This window comes from Spirillospora sp. NPDC029432 (genome assembly GCF_040703975.1).
In the GTDB taxonomy this organism is placed as follows: domain Bacteria; phylum Actinomycetota; class Actinomycetes; order Streptosporangiales; family Streptosporangiaceae; genus Spirillospora.
In genome coordinates, this window is the sequence record NZ_JBEZWH010000029.1 from 12,503 (window position 1) to 27,333 (window position 14,831).

Sequence of the window (14,831 nt, forward strand, 5' to 3'; positions counted from 1 at the left end):
GGGCATCCGGCGCTTCCCGCGACACGCCGGTTCACTCGGGGGGAGGTTAGTTGACCCTGGCGGTTGGGCCGCCCTACTGTCCGTATCAGTCCTCAGGTTGACATAACTGTAAGCCTCAAGTTGAGGGTGAGGGTTCAGGGCGGCGGAAACGCCCGGGCCCGTCTCCTAAACAAGACATGGTCAGGAACACCGCGGCGGGGCCGACCGGAAGGCCGGCCCGGCGGGTTGGATAGAGCGAGCGGAAAGGCCCCTCGTCGTGGCAGCACCGCAGAATTACCTCGCGGTCATCAAGGTCGTCGGAATCGGCGGCGGCGGCGTCAACGCCGTCAACCGGATGATCGAAGAGGGTCTCAAGGGCGTCGAATTCATCGCGATCAACACGGACGCCCAGGCGCTGCTGATGAGTGACGCCGATGTGAAGCTCGACGTGGGCCGCGAGCTCACCCGGGGACTGGGGGCCGGGGCCAACCCGGACGTGGGCCGCAAGGCCGCCGAGGACCACCGGGAGGAGATCGAGGAGGTCCTCAAGGGCGCCGACATGGTCTTCGTCACCGCGGGCGAGGGCGGTGGCACGGGCACCGGCGGGGCGCCCGTCGTGGCCAACATCGCCCGCTCGCTGGGCGCCCTGACGATCGGCGTGGTCACCCGCCCGTTCAGCTTCGAGGGCAAGCGCCGCGCGATGCAGGCCGAGGCCGGGATAGAGACCCTGCGCGACGAGGTCGACACCCTCATCGTGATCCCCAACGACCGGCTGCTGTCGATCTCCGACCGCCAGGTCAGCGTGCTGGACGCGTTCAAGGCCGCCGACCAGGTGCTGCTGTCCGGTGTGCAGGGCATCACCGACCTGATCACCACCCCCGGCCTGATCAACCTCGACTTCGCCGACGTCAAGTCGGTCATGTCCGGTGCCGGCTCGGCGCTCATGGGGATCGGCTCGGCGCGCGGCGACGACCGCTCGGTCGCGGCGGCCGAGATGGCGATCTCCAGCCCGCTGCTGGAGGCCAGCATCGAGGGCGCGCACGGCGTGCTGCTGTCCATCTCCGGCGGTTCCGACCTGGGGCTGTTCGAGATCAACGAGGCGGCCCAGCTGGTGTCGAACGCCGCCGCCCCGGACGCCAACATCATCTTCGGCGCGGTCATCGACGACGCGCTGGGCGACGAGGTCAGGGTGACCGTGATCGCCGCGGGTTTTGACGAGGGGCGGCCGGCCAAGCCGGCGCCCGAACCGGAGACCAAGCGGCTCCCGCCGCCGCCCCGCCCGGCCCCGCCGGCGTCGCCCGCCAACCCGATCCCGAGCCGGGTCGGCCGGTCCGACGCGTTCGGATCGGCGCAGACCGGCCCGCAGCAGTCGGTGGCGCAGGCCGCCGCGGCCCCGGCGCAGGCGCCGCAGCCCGCGCCGCCGCAGCGGCCGGCCGAGCCGGAGCGGCCGCGGTCCGAGTCCGCCGAGGAGCGCTCCTCCGCCGACGCCGGGTCCGCCGCGGCGGGCGCCGGCGACGAGCCGGCCGCGCGCCCCGCCGAGCCGGCGCCCGCCCGCCCGGCCGCCGGATCGGCCGCGCCCGAGCGCGAGGCCGAGCCCGAGCCCGCCCGCCCGCCGGCGCCCCGCCCGGGCGAGACGCCCGCGACCCGCGTGCACGCCGGCGAGGCCGCCGACGGCGGTGCCGCCGCGACCGGCCCGCGCCGCCGCCCGGTGGTGTTCGACGAGGACGACGACCTCGACGTCCCCGACTTCCTCAAGTGACGCGCGCGTGACCGGCGACGCCGCCCCCGTGGCGGACCCGATCCCCGTGCCCGGCGCGGGCCTCACCCGCGTCGCCCTCGCCGGAGGTGCCGGCGCCGCGTTCACCGCGCGGGCCGGCGGCTCCAGCCGGGCGCCCTACGACTCGCTCAACCTCGGCGGCGCGGTCGGCGACGACCCCGCCGCCGTCCGCGCCAACCGCGCCCGGACGGCCGCGGCCCTGGGCCTCGACCCCGGCCGCGTCGCCTGGATGCGCCAGGTCCACGGCGCCGACGTCGAGGTCGTCACCGCGCCCCGCGTCCCGGACGCGGAACCGCCCGAGGCGGACGCGATGGTGACCACGGTGCCCGGGCTCGCGCTGGCCGTGCTGGTCGCCGACTGCGCCCCGGTCCTGCTGGCCGACCCCGTGGCCGGGGTGGCGGGGGCCGCGCATTCGGGACGGCCCGGGACGCTGGCCGGTGTCGTTCCCGCGCTGGTCGAGCGGATGCTGGAGCACGGCGCCGAGGCGTCCCGGATCGCCGCCGCGATCGGGCCCGCCGCGTGCGGCGCCTGCTACGAGGTGCCCGAGGCGATGCGCGCCGAGGTGTGCGCGGTGGTGCCGGAGGCGTACTCCGTCACCCGCGACGGCACGGCCGGGCTGGACATCCGCGCGGGCATCGCCGCGCAGCTGGCCGCCGCCGGCGTGCCGGACGTGCGGATCGACCCGCGGTGCACGATCGAGACGCCCGAGCTGTTCTCCTACCGGCGCGACGGCCGCACCGGCCGGTTCGCCGGCTACGTCTGGCTGGAGGGCGGCCGCCCGTGACGTCCCCGGAACGGCGGGACGAGCTGGCGGCCAACCTCGCCGACGTCCGCGCGCGCATCGCGGCCGCCTGCGCCGCCGCCGGGCGGGACCCGGCGGAGGTGACGCTGGTCGCGGTGACCAAGACCTTCCCGGCCTCCGACGTGCGGCTGCTCGCCGGGCTCGGCGTGACCGACGTCGCGGAGAACCGCGACCAGGAGGCCGCGCCGAAGGCGGCGGAGACCGCGGACCTGCCGCTGACCCGGCACTTCGTGGGCCAGTTGCAGACCAACAAGACCCGTTCCGTGGCGGCCTATGCCGACGTCGTGGAGTCGGTGGACCGGCCCAGGCTGGTCACCGCGCTTTCTACAGCGGCGGTGAAGGCGGGGCGGACGCTGCGCTGCCTCGTGCAGGTCTCGCTGGACGAGGCGGAGGGACGCGGCGGCGCGGCCCCGGCGGACGTGCCGGGACTGGCGGCGGCGATCGCGGACGCCGAGGGCCTGGAGCCGGGCGGGGTGATGGCGGTCGCGCCGCTGGGAGCCGACCCGGCCCCGGCGTTCGAGCGGCTCGCCGGGATCGCGGCCTCGCTGCGGTCGGAGCATCCGGACGCCGGTGCGATCTCGGCCGGTATGAGCGGGGATCTGGAGGTGGCGATCGCGTGTGGCGCGACACACGTGCGTGTCGGTACGGCGTTGCTCGGCGGCCGACGGGCAATCGTCAGGTAATGTCCCCCCAGTGGTACCTGCCGAAACGGCAGGCCACACAGACGGAGCGGTCCGAAGGCGGCGCCGGGCGCCGGGCGCCGCGGCCACAGGACGACGGAGGGGCATATGGCCAGCGCGATGCGCAAGATGGCGGTCTACCTCGGCCTCGTGGAGGACGATCGCTACGACGACAAGTACGACTACGACGAGTACGAGGTCTACGACGACGAGGCCGACCCCGGCCAGGGCCGGGCGGGCCGTCTTCGCGACGAGGAGTCCGGCGGTCAGCTTACCCGAGCGGACGAGACCGCGGACCGGGATCGCGATCATCACTCGGCGTCGGCCGCGGAGCGCCGTTCCGTGGCGCTCTACGAGTCCGGTACCACCGACCTCGCGCGTATCACTACGCTGCACCCGAGGACCTACAACGAGGCCCGGACCATCGGGGAGCACTTCCGTGAGGGAACGCCGGTGATCATGAATCTGACCGAGATGGTCGACAGCGACGCCAAACGTCTGGTCGACTTCGCGGCAGGTCTCGTATTCGGCCTGCACGGGAGCATCGAGCGTGTTACGAACAAGGTGTTCCTCCTCTCACCCGCCAACGTGGAGGTGACGGCGGAGGACAAGGCCCGGATGGCAGAACGAGGGTTCTTCAACCAAAGCTGACCGCCACATGTGAGAGTGTCTCAGTGACCAACGTTGGATCCGTGCTGACGATCATCCTCTACCTCTTCCTCCTGTTCCTGATCGGGAGGCTGGTCCTGGAGATGGTGCAGTCGTTCGCACGGTCGTGGAAGCCCTCGGGGCCGCTGCTGGTGATCGCCGAGATCACCTACACCATCACCGATCCGCCACTGAAACTCCTGAGGCGTTTCATCCCCCCCATGCGTCTGGGTAACGTGGCCTTGGACCTCAGCTTCACTGTCCTCATCCTTGTGGTCTGGGTCATGATCATCTTCGTGCAGAGGCTCTGATCGGATACCGTCCTTTGGGACAGACTCCAAGCGCGCCAAGGAGACGAACATGCCGCTGACACCCGCCGACGTGCGGAACAAGCAGTTCAGTACCACCAGGCTGAGGCCGGGGTACGACGAGGAGGAGGTGGACGCCTTCCTCGACGAGGTCGAGGCCGAACTCGACCGCCTCATCCAGGAGAACGAGGAGCTGCGCGCCAAGCTGGCCGAGTGCCTGCGCGGCAAGGTTCCCGCCATGGCCGCCCCGATCGTCGAGCCCAAGCCCGACGTGGCCAAGATGCCCGAGCCGCCCCGGCCGCCCGAGCCCCAGGTGCAGCAGCCCGAGCCCGAGCCCGTGGGCCTCGGCGGCGGCCTCGGCATGGCGCCCGCGCCGTCCGGCGAGGACAACATGGACACCGCGGCGCGCGTGCTGGCGCTGGCGCAGCAGACCGCCGACCAGGCGATCGCCGACGCCCGCCGGGAGGCCGACGAGACGCTGGGCCGCGCCCGCCGCGAGGCCGAGGAGATCCTCGGCAAGGCCCGCCGGCAGGCCGACCAGATCGTCAGCGAGGCCCGCTCCCGCGCCGAGGCCCTCGACCGGGACGCCCAGGAGCGCCACCGCCAGGTCATGGGCTCGCTCGTGCAGCAGCGCGAGGAGCTGGAGCGCGAGGTCGACAACCTGCGCGCGTTCGAGCGCGAGTACCGCAGCCGGCTGAAGGTGTACCTCGAAGGCCAGCTGCGCGACCTGGAGGCCGGCAGCACCGAGACCGGCGGCTTCCCGGCCGTGCCCGGCGGCCAGCAGGGCGCCGCGCAGACCGGCCCGCAGGCGGCGATCCAGCACGACAACCGCAATGGCGCCTCCGGCGGCGGCTCCGCCCCGACCGGCCCTGCCTCGTTCCCGCCGCCGGCCGAGCCGGCGCAGCACGCACAGCAGGTCCAGCACTCGGCGACCGGCGCGTTCCACTCGGGTGGCGACAACCCGCCGCACGAGAGGCGCTGACGGGCGCGCCGCAGGCGATAGTGTCTTCCCATTCGCCGCGCCGCGGATGGCAGCGGGGCCATCCCGGCGGCGTTTCGGAGCCCGGTCGGCGGCCTCCGGCCGGCCACGGACCGGGGATTGCGGCCCGTGAAGGGGGAGAGACCCTGTGATCATCCTGAGTGGCGTTCTCGTCATTGTGGCGATCGCCCTGCTCGTCGCCGGCATCGTCGCCGGAAACGGAGAGAGTGCGCAGGTCCTCGGCCTGGACGCGCTGGTGGTGATCTATATTTCGATCGGCGTCAGCGTGGTGTCCGCGCTGTGCCTGGCCATCGGGGTGTTCCTGCGCCGCAAGGAGCTCTTCGGCACGGGAGCGGCCGTCGCTCCCGCCCGCAAGAGCGCCCGTAAGGACAAGGCCAAGTCCAAGGGCAAGAAGCCGGCCGCGGCTCCCGTTCCCGCCGCGGGACGGGGCAAGCCCGCCGCGCCGGTCGGCCCGACCGCCGGCCCCGCCGACGACGACACCGAGATCCCGCCGCCGCCGGCCGACGTGCCCGACCACGCGGTGGTCTTCGTGGTCCGCGGCCGCAAGCGCTACCACCTCGACACGTGCCGGCAGCTGGCCGGCCGTGACAAGGAAGAGCTGACCTACGCCGAGGCGAGGGAAGAGGGCTTCAGCTCCTGCACCGCCTGCATGCCCGACACCGCACTGGCGGCGCGCGCCGCGGTGTCGGTCCCCGCGGGCGTCCCGGCCGGCGGCAAGGCCGCCGGGAGCGGACCGGCCGAGGGTACGGCGGGCGGCAAGGGCGAGTCCGGCGGGCCCGGCCCGGTGGGGCTGAGCAAGAGCCCCCCGCCGGCGGGGGCCACCACGCCGCTTCCGGCCGAGGCCCTGCGCAGCGAGGCCGCCAAGAGCGAGGCCGCCAAGAGCGAGCCGGCCAAGAGTGAGTTCGCCGGGCGCGAGCCCGCCGCGAGCGGTCCTGCCGCGGGCGACGCCGCGGCCGCGACCACCGAGATCCCCGTGACCGAGCCGCCGTCCTCCGCGCCGGTGCCCGGCGCGGGCGACCCGCAGGCGCACCCGGAGGCGGACCGCCCGGAGAAGGCGGCCGGCTCCGTTCCCGCACCGGCGCCCGCGGCCGACCCCGTCCCGTCCGCCTGGCCCGCCCCTGGCGGCGCCGCGGACGCGCCGGCCGGCCCGGTCGAGCCCGCCACCGCGGCCTCGGAGGACGCCCCGCCGTCCGAGCCCGCGGGCGAGGGCGACGCGGCGCCGGACGAGGCGACGGTGCGGATCCTCAGCGGGACCAAGCGCTACCACCGCGCCGACTGCTCGCTGATCGAGGACATCGGCGACGAGGCCGAGGACCTGGAGACGATCTCCCGCGCCGAGGCCCGGACCCGGGGCTGCACGCCCTGCCTGGTCTGCCGGCCCGACGACGCCTGACCCGGCGCCCGGCCCGGACCGTACGGTCCGGGCCGTCAGCAGTGGCGGCGGCGGGACTCGCGCAGCCTGCGCAGATGCTCCCGCCGCTCGTCGTGCAGCTCCCGCATGTCCGTCATGTCCTCGCGGTGCCGCTCGTGCACCTCGCGCTGCAGATCGCGCAGGGCCCGATGGCGGTCGTGGCGCTCCCGCCGCCGGTCGGCGCGCGATGAGGACCCGGCCTCGCGCCGGGACGCGGAGACCCCGCCGAACAGCACCATCCCGGTGATCCGGATGACCGGCGCGTCCGGGTCGGTGGTGTCGTCGTCGGGCAGGTCGACCCCGCCGAACACGGCCGAGACCGAGTTGACCAGCCGGACGCCGGGCGGGACGGTGATGTCCACGCCGCCGAAGACGCACGTCACGTTCAGCGTGACCTCGCGCTGCGACAGCACGGCCTGCCGGAAGTCCAGCTCGGCGCCGCCGAACAGGCAGGACACCGTGGTGGACGGCTCGACGAGCCAGCGGCCCCGGCGGTCGGCGCCGGAGAACACCGCCACGATCGAGGCGGCGTGCTTCTCGGGCGCGGGCAGCCGGAGCCCGGGGTCCCCGGCCGGGTCCCGGTCCAGATCACCGTCCAGGTCCTTGTCCAGCCGCACGCGCGGCGCCGGCGGGGCGTGGCCGCCGGGCAGGTCGCTGAGCACCGGTTCGAGCTCGGCGTAGGTCTTGGCCGCGTAGACGACGTCGATGCGCTCGGCGTGCTCCTCCGGCGTGATGCGCCCTTCGGCGAGGGCCTCGCGGAGACGGTCGGCGACCCGGTCGCGGTCGGCGTCGGACGCGCGCATCGCGGAGGCCGGCGCGGAGGCCGGGGTGGAGGCCGGCGCGGGTGCGGGCGCGGGGGCCGGGCTCGGGTCGGAGGGTTCAGACGGGTTCACGCGACTCATCATCGCAAACGCGATGTGTCGCGACAAAGCCCTTCGGCGCTTTCCGCGCGTTATCGGCCCGGGGCGGGCCGTCCGATACCGGACGGCCCGCCCCGTTCGCGCGCGTCAGGCCTTGCGGAGCCAGAAGGTCAGGCCCAGCTCGTCGTCCTGCTGCGCGGGCAGGTCGCGCTCCGGCCCGCCCTCGGGACGGCCCTCGCGGACGGCCGCGGCCAGCACCTCGCCGGCGAGCTCGGCCTCGTGCGCGCGCAGCGCCTCGGCCAGCTCGTCGCCGGCGGCCCGCCACCACAGCTCGATCCGGTCGGTGACCTCCAGGCCGGTAAACTTGCGGGCGTCCTGGACGAGCCGCACCGCCTCCCGGTACAGGCCCGCGCGCCGCAGCTCGGGCGTCACGTCCAGGTCCAGCGCGACGCTCTCGCCGCCGGCGCTCTCCACCGCCCAGCCGCTGCGCGGCCGCTCGGTGACGATCACCTCGGCGGGCGACAGCTCCACCCGGCCCAGGTCCGCGGCCTCGACCGTGACCGTCCCGCCGGCGCGCAGCGCGCCGACCAGGGCGGCCGGGTCGGCGCCGGTCACGGCCTTGGCGACCTTCGGAGTGTCCTTGCCGAACCGCTTGCCCAGCTCGCGGAAGTTCGGCTTCACCTCGTACTCGACGAGGTCGCCGCCGATCGACGCCAGCTCCTCGAACGCCAGGACGTTCAGCTCCTCGGAGATCTGGCCGCGCAGCTCCGCCGGCAGCTCCGCCCAGCCCCGCGCGCCCACCAGAGCGCGCCCGAGCGGCTGGCGGGTGCGGACCCCACTTGTGGCCCGGGCCGCCCGCCCCAGCTCCACCAGACGGCGAACCAGGGCCATCTGGGACGAGAGCTCCGCGTCGAGGAGGTCCTCCCGGACGGCCGGGAAGTCGGCCAGGTGGACCGACTCCGGCGCGCCGGCCGGCCGGATCACGTCCCACACGTAGTCGGTGAGGAACGGGACCATCGGCGCCATCAGCCGCGTCAGGGTCTCCAGGCACTCGTAGAGGGTGGCGAACGCCGCGGCGCCGCCGGGCGTGTCCGGGCCCTCCCAGAAGCGCCGCCGCGAGCGCCGCACGTACCAGTTGGACAGGTCGTCGACGAACTCGGCCAGCCGCCGCCCGGCCGCGGCGGTGTCGAAGCCGTCCAGGGCCGCGTCCACCTCGCCGACCGTGCGGTGCAGCTCGGCCAGCGCCCAGCGGTCCAGCAGCGGCCGGTCGGCCGGCGCGGGCGCCTCGGCGAGCCGGTCCGGCGTCCACGCCTCGCCCTGGGCGCCCGCCGCGTTGGCGTAGAGGACCAGGAAGGAGGCGGTGTTCCAGTACGTGAGGAGCACCTTGCGGACGATCTCCTCGAGCGCGCCGTGCCCGACCCGGCGGGACGCCCACGGCATGCCGCTGGCCAGCATGTACCAGCGCAGCGCGTCGGCGCCGTGCTCGTCCATCAGCGGGATGGGCCGCAGCACGTTGCCCAGGTGCTTGCTCATCTTGCGGCCGTCCTCGGCCAGGATCAGGCCGAGGCACAGGACGTTCTCGTACGACGACCGGTCGAACACCAGCGTGCCCACGGCCATCAGGGAGTAGAACCAGCCGCGCGTCTGGTCCTGCGCCTCGCAGATGTACTGCGCCGGGTAGGAGGACTCGAAGACCTCCTTGTTGCGGTGCGGCGCGCCCCACTGCGCGAACGGCATGGAGCCGGAGTCGTACCAGGCGTCGATGACGTCCGGCACGCGCCGCGCCTCCGCGCCGCACTCCCTGCAGGGGATCGTCACGTCGTCCACGTACGGGCGGTGCGGGTCGAGTTTGGACAGGTCCCGCCCGGCGAGCTCGCCCAGCTCCGCCAGGGAGCCGACGCAGGTGACGTGGTCCTCGTCCTCGCCGCAGACCCACAGCGGCAGCGGCGTGCCCCAGTAGCGGCTGCGCGACAGCGACCAGTCGACGTTGTTGCGCAGCCACTCGCCGTAGCGGCCGTGTTTGACCGTCTCGGGGAACCAGTTGGTCTTCTCGTTCTCCTCCAGCAGCCGGTCCTTGACGGCCGTGGTGCGGATGTACCAGGCGGGGAGCGCGTAGTACAGCAGCGGCGTGTGGCAGCGCCAGCAGTGCGGGTAGCTGTGCTCGAAGTGGCCGCCCCGGTAGAGGAGGCCGCGGGCGCGCAGGTCGTCGGTCAGCGCCTCGTCGGCGTCCTTGAAGAACCTCCCGCCGACGAGCGGGACGTCCGCGAGGAAGCGGCCGTCGGGGCCGATCGGGTTGACGACCGGCATGCCGTACGCCTTGCAGACGGCCATGTCGTCGCCGCCGAACGCGGGCGCCTGGTGGACCAGGCCGGTGCCGTCCTCGACGGTGACGTAGTCGCCCAGCACCACGTAGTGGGCGTCGGGGATGTCGACCAGGTCGAACGGGCGCCTGTACGCGGTCCGCTCCAGCTCGGTGCCCCGGAACGTGGCCAGCCGCTCGGCGCCCTCGCCGAGGACCTGGTCCACCAGCGGCTCGGCCACCACGAGCACCTCGCCCGTCTCCGGGTCCGACCCGGCCGGGCGGGCGGCGACGTAGGTGACCTCGGGGTGGACGGCGACCGCCGTGTTGGACACCAGCGTCCAGGGCGTGGTCGTCCAGATCAGCAGGGACGCGCCCAGCTCGGCCAGCGGGCCGGAGGTGGCGGGCATCCGCACGTACACCGACGGGCTGCTGATCGTCTCGTACCCGCCGGGCTGCCCCAGCTCGTGGTCGGACAGGCCGGTGCCGCAGCGCGGGCAGTACGGGGTGATGCGGAAGTCGCGGAACAGCAGGCCCTTGTCGAAGACGACCTTCAGCGACCACCAGACGGCCTCGACGTACTCGGGGTCCATCGTCCGGTACGCCTGGGCGCTGTCGATCCAGAAGCCCATCCGGTCGGACATCTCCTCGAAGGCGTCCACGTGCCGCAGCACCGACTCGCGGCAGCGGTCGTTGAACTCGGCGATGCCGTAGTCCTCGATGTCCTTCTTGCCGGTGAGGCCGAGCTCCTTCTCCACCGCCACCTCGACGGGCAGCCCGTGGCAGTCCCAGCCGGCCTTGCGGGGGACGTGGTAGCCCTTCATCGTGCGGTAGCGCGGGAAGACGTCCTTGAAGACGCGGGCCTCGACGTGGTGCACGCCGGGCATGCCGTTGGCGGTGGGCGGGCCTTCGTAGAACAGCCAGCGCGGGCCGGAGGCGGTGCGCTCCAGGGAGCGCTCGAAAACCTTGCGCTCCTGCCAGCGGCCCATCATCTCCCGCTCCAGGGCGGGCAGGTCGACCTGCGTCGGCAGGGGCCGGAAACTGCGGGTCACGTGGGCGAACCTCCGGATCGACGTGTTTCTGGTGTGACTGCACGTGGACCGGAGGGACGAGACGCCCGCCCGCCGCTGCCGGGCCGGGTCCCGCGGTACCACCCTCCTTGACCGCGGTCCGTACCGGTGGCGGTACGGCGCGATCCGCTTCGTTCGAGTCTCGGCGGCCGGTTCTACTGCGCCGCGCCCGCCTCGGGAGTACGGGTGCGGCGGTTCCTCCGGCGGCTCCGGGGTGATCAGACCGCCGTGCCCCGCCCCCGGGCTCGCACCGTCCCCGGGTCGCTCATGGCCGGCCTTCGGCGGCAGGTGTCCCCATCACGGCCTGCCGATCTGACTGCTCGCAGTGAGGGTAACGCACGGCCGGGCAAAACTCTTTCCATTTCCCCCGCGTACGGGGCGTCCGGGGCGGGTGTGGCGCAACTCTCTTCGCAGATTGTTGGGGAACCTCGGGTTCTCGCCGGACCGCGATCGGGCATATGCGGACGGTAATGAAGCCAGGTCGTGCGCCGACTCACCGAAAGGGGACCCATGCTGCCCGCACTGCCCGTCGAGAAGATCAGCGCGAAGGGGGCCGGCACGGCCGCCAAGGGGAGGGGGGAGACGACCGCGGAGGCCGCCGGGACGAAGATCCCCGACCAGAAGGGGTCCGGCAAGAAGAGCCCGGGGACCCGCGGCAAGGCCGCGGCCAAGTCCTCGGCCAAGTCCGCCCGCCCGGCCGCCAAGCCGGCCGCGAAGACCGCGGCCAAGCCCGCCGCGAAGAAGGGCGCGGCGAAGCGGAGCACGGGCACGGCCAAGCGCGCCGCCGCGTCCCGTTCCACCAAGTCCGCCGCGTCCACCAAGTCCGCCGCGTCCACCGAGTCCGCCGCGTCCGCCGCCGCGGCGCTGCCGGTGCGCGAGGGCGAGGACCGCTGGACCGGGACGGAGCTGGCCGAGGTGCGGGCGGCGCTGGCCGCGCAGATCACCGCGCTGGAGGCCGAGATCGCCGCCTCCACCACCCAGATCGCCGAGGGCGACGCCGCCGACGGGGCGGGCGACGACCAGGCCGACACCGGGGCCAAGACCTACGAGCGCGAGCACGAGCTCTCCCTGACCTACAATTCGCGTGACCTGCTCGCCCAGACGGAGCGGGCCGTACAGCGGATCGACGCCGGCACGTACGGGATCTGCGAATCCTGTGCCAGGCCGGTAGGGAAGGCGCGCCTGCAGGCCTTCCCGCGTGCGACGCTATGCGTGTCATGCAAACAACGCGAGGAACGTCGCTGAACGACGAAACCAACCCCGAGCGCGCCGCCGAGGGGGGACCGGGCGGATCCCCCCGGCCGCGCCGTATCGGCGTGCTGATCATGATCGCGCTGACCGCGCTGGCCCTGGACGTGGTCACCAAGATCGTGGTGGTGGCCACGCTCCAGGACCGCGAGCCCGTCCGCCTGCTGGGCGGGCTGCTGACGCTGCGCGAGACCCGCAACAGCGGTGCCGCGTTCTCGATCGGCACCGGCTACACGATCGTGTTCACCTGCATCGCCATCGGCGTGGTGATAGCCATCCTGCGCACCGCCCGCGACCTGCGCAGCACCCCCTGGGCGGTGTGCCTGGGACTGATGCTGGGCGGCGCGGTCGGCAACCTCGCCGACCGGATGCTGCGCGCGCCCGCGCCGCTGAAGGGCCACGTGGTCGACTGGATCGAGGTCCCCAACTGGCCGGTCTTCAACCTGGCCGACTCGGCGATCGTCTGCGGCGGCGTCCTGGCCGTCGTGCTGGCGGCCCGGGGCCTGCAGCTCGACGGCACCCGGATCTCCGACGGCAAGGCGAGCCCGGCGAGCACAGAGGGCACAAAGAGCACAAACAGCACAGAGGCCAGGGACACCGGGGTCGCCGAGGACGCGGGCGACGCCGGTGAGGGCGAGAAGGCTCCGGAGGAGAAGGCCTGATGGCGGACGTGCGCAGCCTCCCGGTCCCCGACGGCCTGGAGGGCGAGCGGATCGACGCCGCCCTCGCCCGGCTGTTCGGGCTGTCCCGCAGCCGGGCCGCCGACATCATCGCCGCGGGCGACGTCCTCCTGGACGGCAACGAGGTCGCCAAGTCCGACCGGGTGTACGGCGGCGCGTGGCTGGAGGTCACGCTCCCGCCGCCGCCCGCCGCGCCGGCGCCGGTCGCCGAGCCGGTACCGGGCATGGGGATCCTGTACGAGGACGACGACATCGTCGTGGTCGACAAGCCGACCGGCGTCGCCGCCCACCCGACCACCGGGTGGACGGGCCCGACGGTGCTGGGCGGCCTGCTGGGCGCCGGGCACACCGTCGCGACCAGCGGCGCGGCCGAGCGGCAGGGCATCGTCCACCGGCTGGACGCCAACACCACGGGCGCGATGGTCGTCGCCAAGAGCGAGATCGCCTACTCGCGCCTCAAGCGGGCGTTCAAGGAGCGCACCGTCGACAAGCGCTACCAGGCGCTCGTCCAGGGGCATCCCGACCCGTTCCGCGGGACGGTCGACGCGCCCATCGACCGGCATCCCTCGGGGGACGGCCGGTTCGCGGTGGTGGCGGGCGGCAAGCCGTCGGTGACGCACTACGACACCGTGGAGGCCTACCGGGCCGCCACCCTGCTGGACATCGACCTGGAGACGGGCCGCACGCACCAGATCCGGGTGCACATGTCGGCCATCCGCCACCCCTGCGTGGGGGACATGGCCTACGGCGCCGATCCGACGCTGGCGGCGCGGCTGGGGCTGCGGCGGCAGTGGCTGCACGCGGCGCGGCTGGGGTTCGAGCACCCGACGACGGGGGAGCCGGTGGAGTTCACCAGCCCGTACCCCGACGATCTGGCGCGCGCCCTGGAGATCGTCGAGTCGGAGTCGTAGTGCCGGCCGCGGCGGGCTAGCCGATCAGGCGCAGGCCCGCCGCGACCCCGGCGGCCACGGCCAGCACCACCAGGAACGGCGCGCGCAGCAGCAGCGCCGCCACGGCGGCCGCCAGCCCGGCCGTCCGGGGCCCGTCGAACTCCAGCGTCCGGCCCTCCGGGGCCAGCACCTGGACGGCGATCAGCGCGGTCAGCAGCGCCACCGGCACCAGGTCGGTGAACCGGCGCACGCGCGGGTCGTCCAGCACGCGCTGCGGGGTGACCAGGCCGCCCAGCTTCAGCAGGTAGCAGCCGATGCCGGTGGCGATCACCGCGATCCACACGCTCATCGCGCCTCCTCCGTGCCATGCGCGCCCTCTGCGCCCCCAGTGCCTTCAGTGCCCCCAGTGCCCTCTGGGCCTTCTGTGCCCGCCGGGCGGCCGCGGGCGGCGCGGCCCGGCCGGTACGGGAGGAGCGCGACCAGCGCGGCCAGTGCCGCGAGCATCACGGGCACTCCCGGGGGCAGCAGCGGCGTGGTGGCGATGGCGATCACCCCGGCGCCCACCGCGACCCGCGCCTCGGTCCGCCCGGCGGTGAGCCGCGGCCACAGCAGCGCCAGGAAGGCGGCGGGGCCGAGGACGTCCAGCCCGTAGGTCTCCGGGTCGCCGAGGCGGGCGGCGCCGAGCGCGCCGAGCAGCGTGGTGAGGTTCCACGTCACGTAGATGGTGGCGGCGGTCACGTAGAAGCCGGTCCGGGCGGAGGCGCGGTCGGGCTGGGCGTTCGCGACCGCGGTCGTCTCGTCGATGACCCCGTGCGCGGTGAGGAGCCGCCGCGCGCCGCGCACCCGCAGCAGGTCGGCCAGCCGCAGCCCGTACAGCGCGTTGCGGCCGCCGAGGAGCACCGCCCCCAGCACGCCCGCCGCCAGGCCGCCGCCCGCGCCGATCACGCCGGTCAGCGCGAACTGCGAGGCCCCGGTGAAGGCCAGCAGGCTGAGGACGCACGCCTGCGCCGCCGTCAGCCCGGCCGTGGAGGCCGCCGCGCCGAACGCGAATCCGGACAGCCCGACCGCCAGGCCCACGCCCAACCCGTTCCGTATCGCCGCGGAACGGGCCGCGCCGTCCGCGGGCGCGGCCCCGGGCGGATCGTCCACCGCCGGTGCCGCCGATTCCGTCGCACTCAT

At 74.1% G+C, this 14,831-nt stretch carries 14 protein-coding genes; 10 read left to right on the top strand and 4 right to left on the bottom strand.

The features are described 5' to 3' along the window. Positions 1 to 256 precede the first annotated feature (256 nt). From ftsZ to AB0881_RS22670, 7 genes are all read left to right on the top strand, one after another. Complete coding sequence (gene ftsZ / locus AB0881_RS22640; RefSeq protein WP_366619544.1) at positions 257 to 1,738, top strand: cell division protein FtsZ; 1,482 nt, start codon at positions 257 to 259, stop codon at positions 1,736 to 1,738. Between the two features lie 46 nt (positions 1,739 to 1,784). Beyond that, positions 1,785 to 2,540 (top strand): peptidoglycan editing factor PgeF, encoded by a 756-nt coding sequence (gene pgeF, locus AB0881_RS22645; protein WP_366619671.1) that lies wholly within the window; start codon positions 1,785 to 1,787, stop codon positions 2,538 to 2,540. After that, positions 2,537 to 3,241 carry a YggS family pyridoxal phosphate-dependent enzyme gene (locus tag AB0881_RS22650; RefSeq protein WP_366619546.1) on the top strand — a complete coding sequence of 235 codons (705 nt, stop codon included), beginning with the start codon at positions 2,537 to 2,539 and terminating at the stop codon, positions 3,239 to 3,241. Before pgeF ends, AB0881_RS22650 begins: the two co-directional genes overlap by 4 nt. Positions 3,242 to 3,346: 105 nt before the next feature. Beyond that, the gene (gene sepF, locus AB0881_RS22655) at positions 3,347 to 3,889 is read left to right on the top strand and encodes a cell division protein SepF (RefSeq protein ID WP_366619548.1); all 543 of its coding nucleotides are present in this window, start codon (positions 3,347 to 3,349) and stop codon (positions 3,887 to 3,889) included. Positions 3,890 to 3,912: 23 nt separating this feature from the next. Next, positions 3,913 to 4,197: a YggT family protein gene (locus tag AB0881_RS22660; protein ID WP_366619550.1), complete on the top strand. Its 285-nt coding sequence runs from the start codon at positions 3,913 to 3,915 to the stop codon at positions 4,195 to 4,197. A 49-nt stretch (positions 4,198 to 4,246) separates the two neighbouring features. Continuing rightward, complete coding sequence (locus AB0881_RS22665; protein ID WP_366619552.1) at positions 4,247 to 5,176, top strand: DivIVA domain-containing protein; 930 nt, start codon at positions 4,247 to 4,249, stop codon at positions 5,174 to 5,176. A gap of 145 nt (positions 5,177 to 5,321) precedes the next feature. Then, the gene (locus tag AB0881_RS22670; RefSeq protein WP_366619554.1) at positions 5,322 to 6,587 is read left to right on the top strand and encodes a hypothetical protein; all 1,266 of its coding nucleotides are present in this window, start codon (positions 5,322 to 5,324) and stop codon (positions 6,585 to 6,587) included. Between the two features lie 35 nt (positions 6,588 to 6,622). Here AB0881_RS22670 and AB0881_RS22675 read toward each other — a convergent pair whose 3' ends face one another. Both AB0881_RS22675 and ileS read right to left on the bottom strand, forming a co-directional pair. Next, positions 6,623 to 7,498, bottom strand: a complete 876-nt coding sequence (locus tag AB0881_RS22675; RefSeq protein ID WP_366619555.1) for a DUF1707 domain-containing protein — start codon at positions 7,496 to 7,498, stop codon at positions 6,623 to 6,625. Positions 7,499 to 7,612: 114 nt separating this feature from the next. Beyond that, complete coding sequence (gene ileS, locus AB0881_RS22680) at positions 7,613 to 10,816, bottom strand: isoleucine--tRNA ligase (RefSeq protein ID WP_366619557.1); 3,204 nt, start codon at positions 10,814 to 10,816, stop codon at positions 7,613 to 7,615. Between the two features lie 882 nt (positions 10,817 to 11,698). Between ileS and AB0881_RS22685 the strand changes: the two genes are divergently transcribed. The 3 genes from AB0881_RS22685 (at position 11,699) to AB0881_RS22695 (ending at position 13,673) form a co-directional block, all read left to right on the top strand. Continuing rightward, positions 11,699 to 12,079 carry a TraR/DksA C4-type zinc finger protein gene (locus AB0881_RS22685; RefSeq protein ID WP_366619673.1) on the top strand — a complete coding sequence of 127 codons (381 nt, stop codon included), beginning with the start codon at positions 11,699 to 11,701 and terminating at the stop codon, positions 12,077 to 12,079. A gap of 80 nt (positions 12,080 to 12,159) precedes the next feature. Continuing rightward, positions 12,160 to 12,744 carry a signal peptidase II gene (gene lspA, locus AB0881_RS22690; protein ID WP_366619675.1) on the top strand — a complete coding sequence of 195 codons (585 nt, stop codon included), beginning with the start codon at positions 12,160 to 12,162 and terminating at the stop codon, positions 12,742 to 12,744. Continuing rightward, positions 12,744 to 13,673, top strand: a complete 930-nt coding sequence (locus AB0881_RS22695; protein ID WP_366619559.1) for an RluA family pseudouridine synthase — start codon at positions 12,744 to 12,746, stop codon at positions 13,671 to 13,673. Before lspA ends, AB0881_RS22695 begins: the two co-directional genes overlap by 1 nt. 16 nt (positions 13,674 to 13,689) lie before the next feature. On the opposite strand, the gene AB0881_RS22700 is transcribed toward AB0881_RS22695, so the two are convergent. Then, positions 13,690 to 14,001, bottom strand: a complete 312-nt coding sequence (locus AB0881_RS22700; RefSeq protein ID WP_366619561.1) for an AzlD domain-containing protein — start codon at positions 13,999 to 14,001, stop codon at positions 13,690 to 13,692. Continuing rightward, the gene (locus AB0881_RS22705; protein ID WP_366619677.1) at positions 13,998 to 14,747 is read right to left on the bottom strand and encodes an AzlC family ABC transporter permease; all 750 of its coding nucleotides are present in this window, start codon (positions 14,745 to 14,747) and stop codon (positions 13,998 to 14,000) included. The genes AB0881_RS22700 and AB0881_RS22705 overlap by 4 nt, the downstream gene beginning before the upstream one ends. Positions 14,748 to 14,831 lie beyond the last annotated feature (84 nt).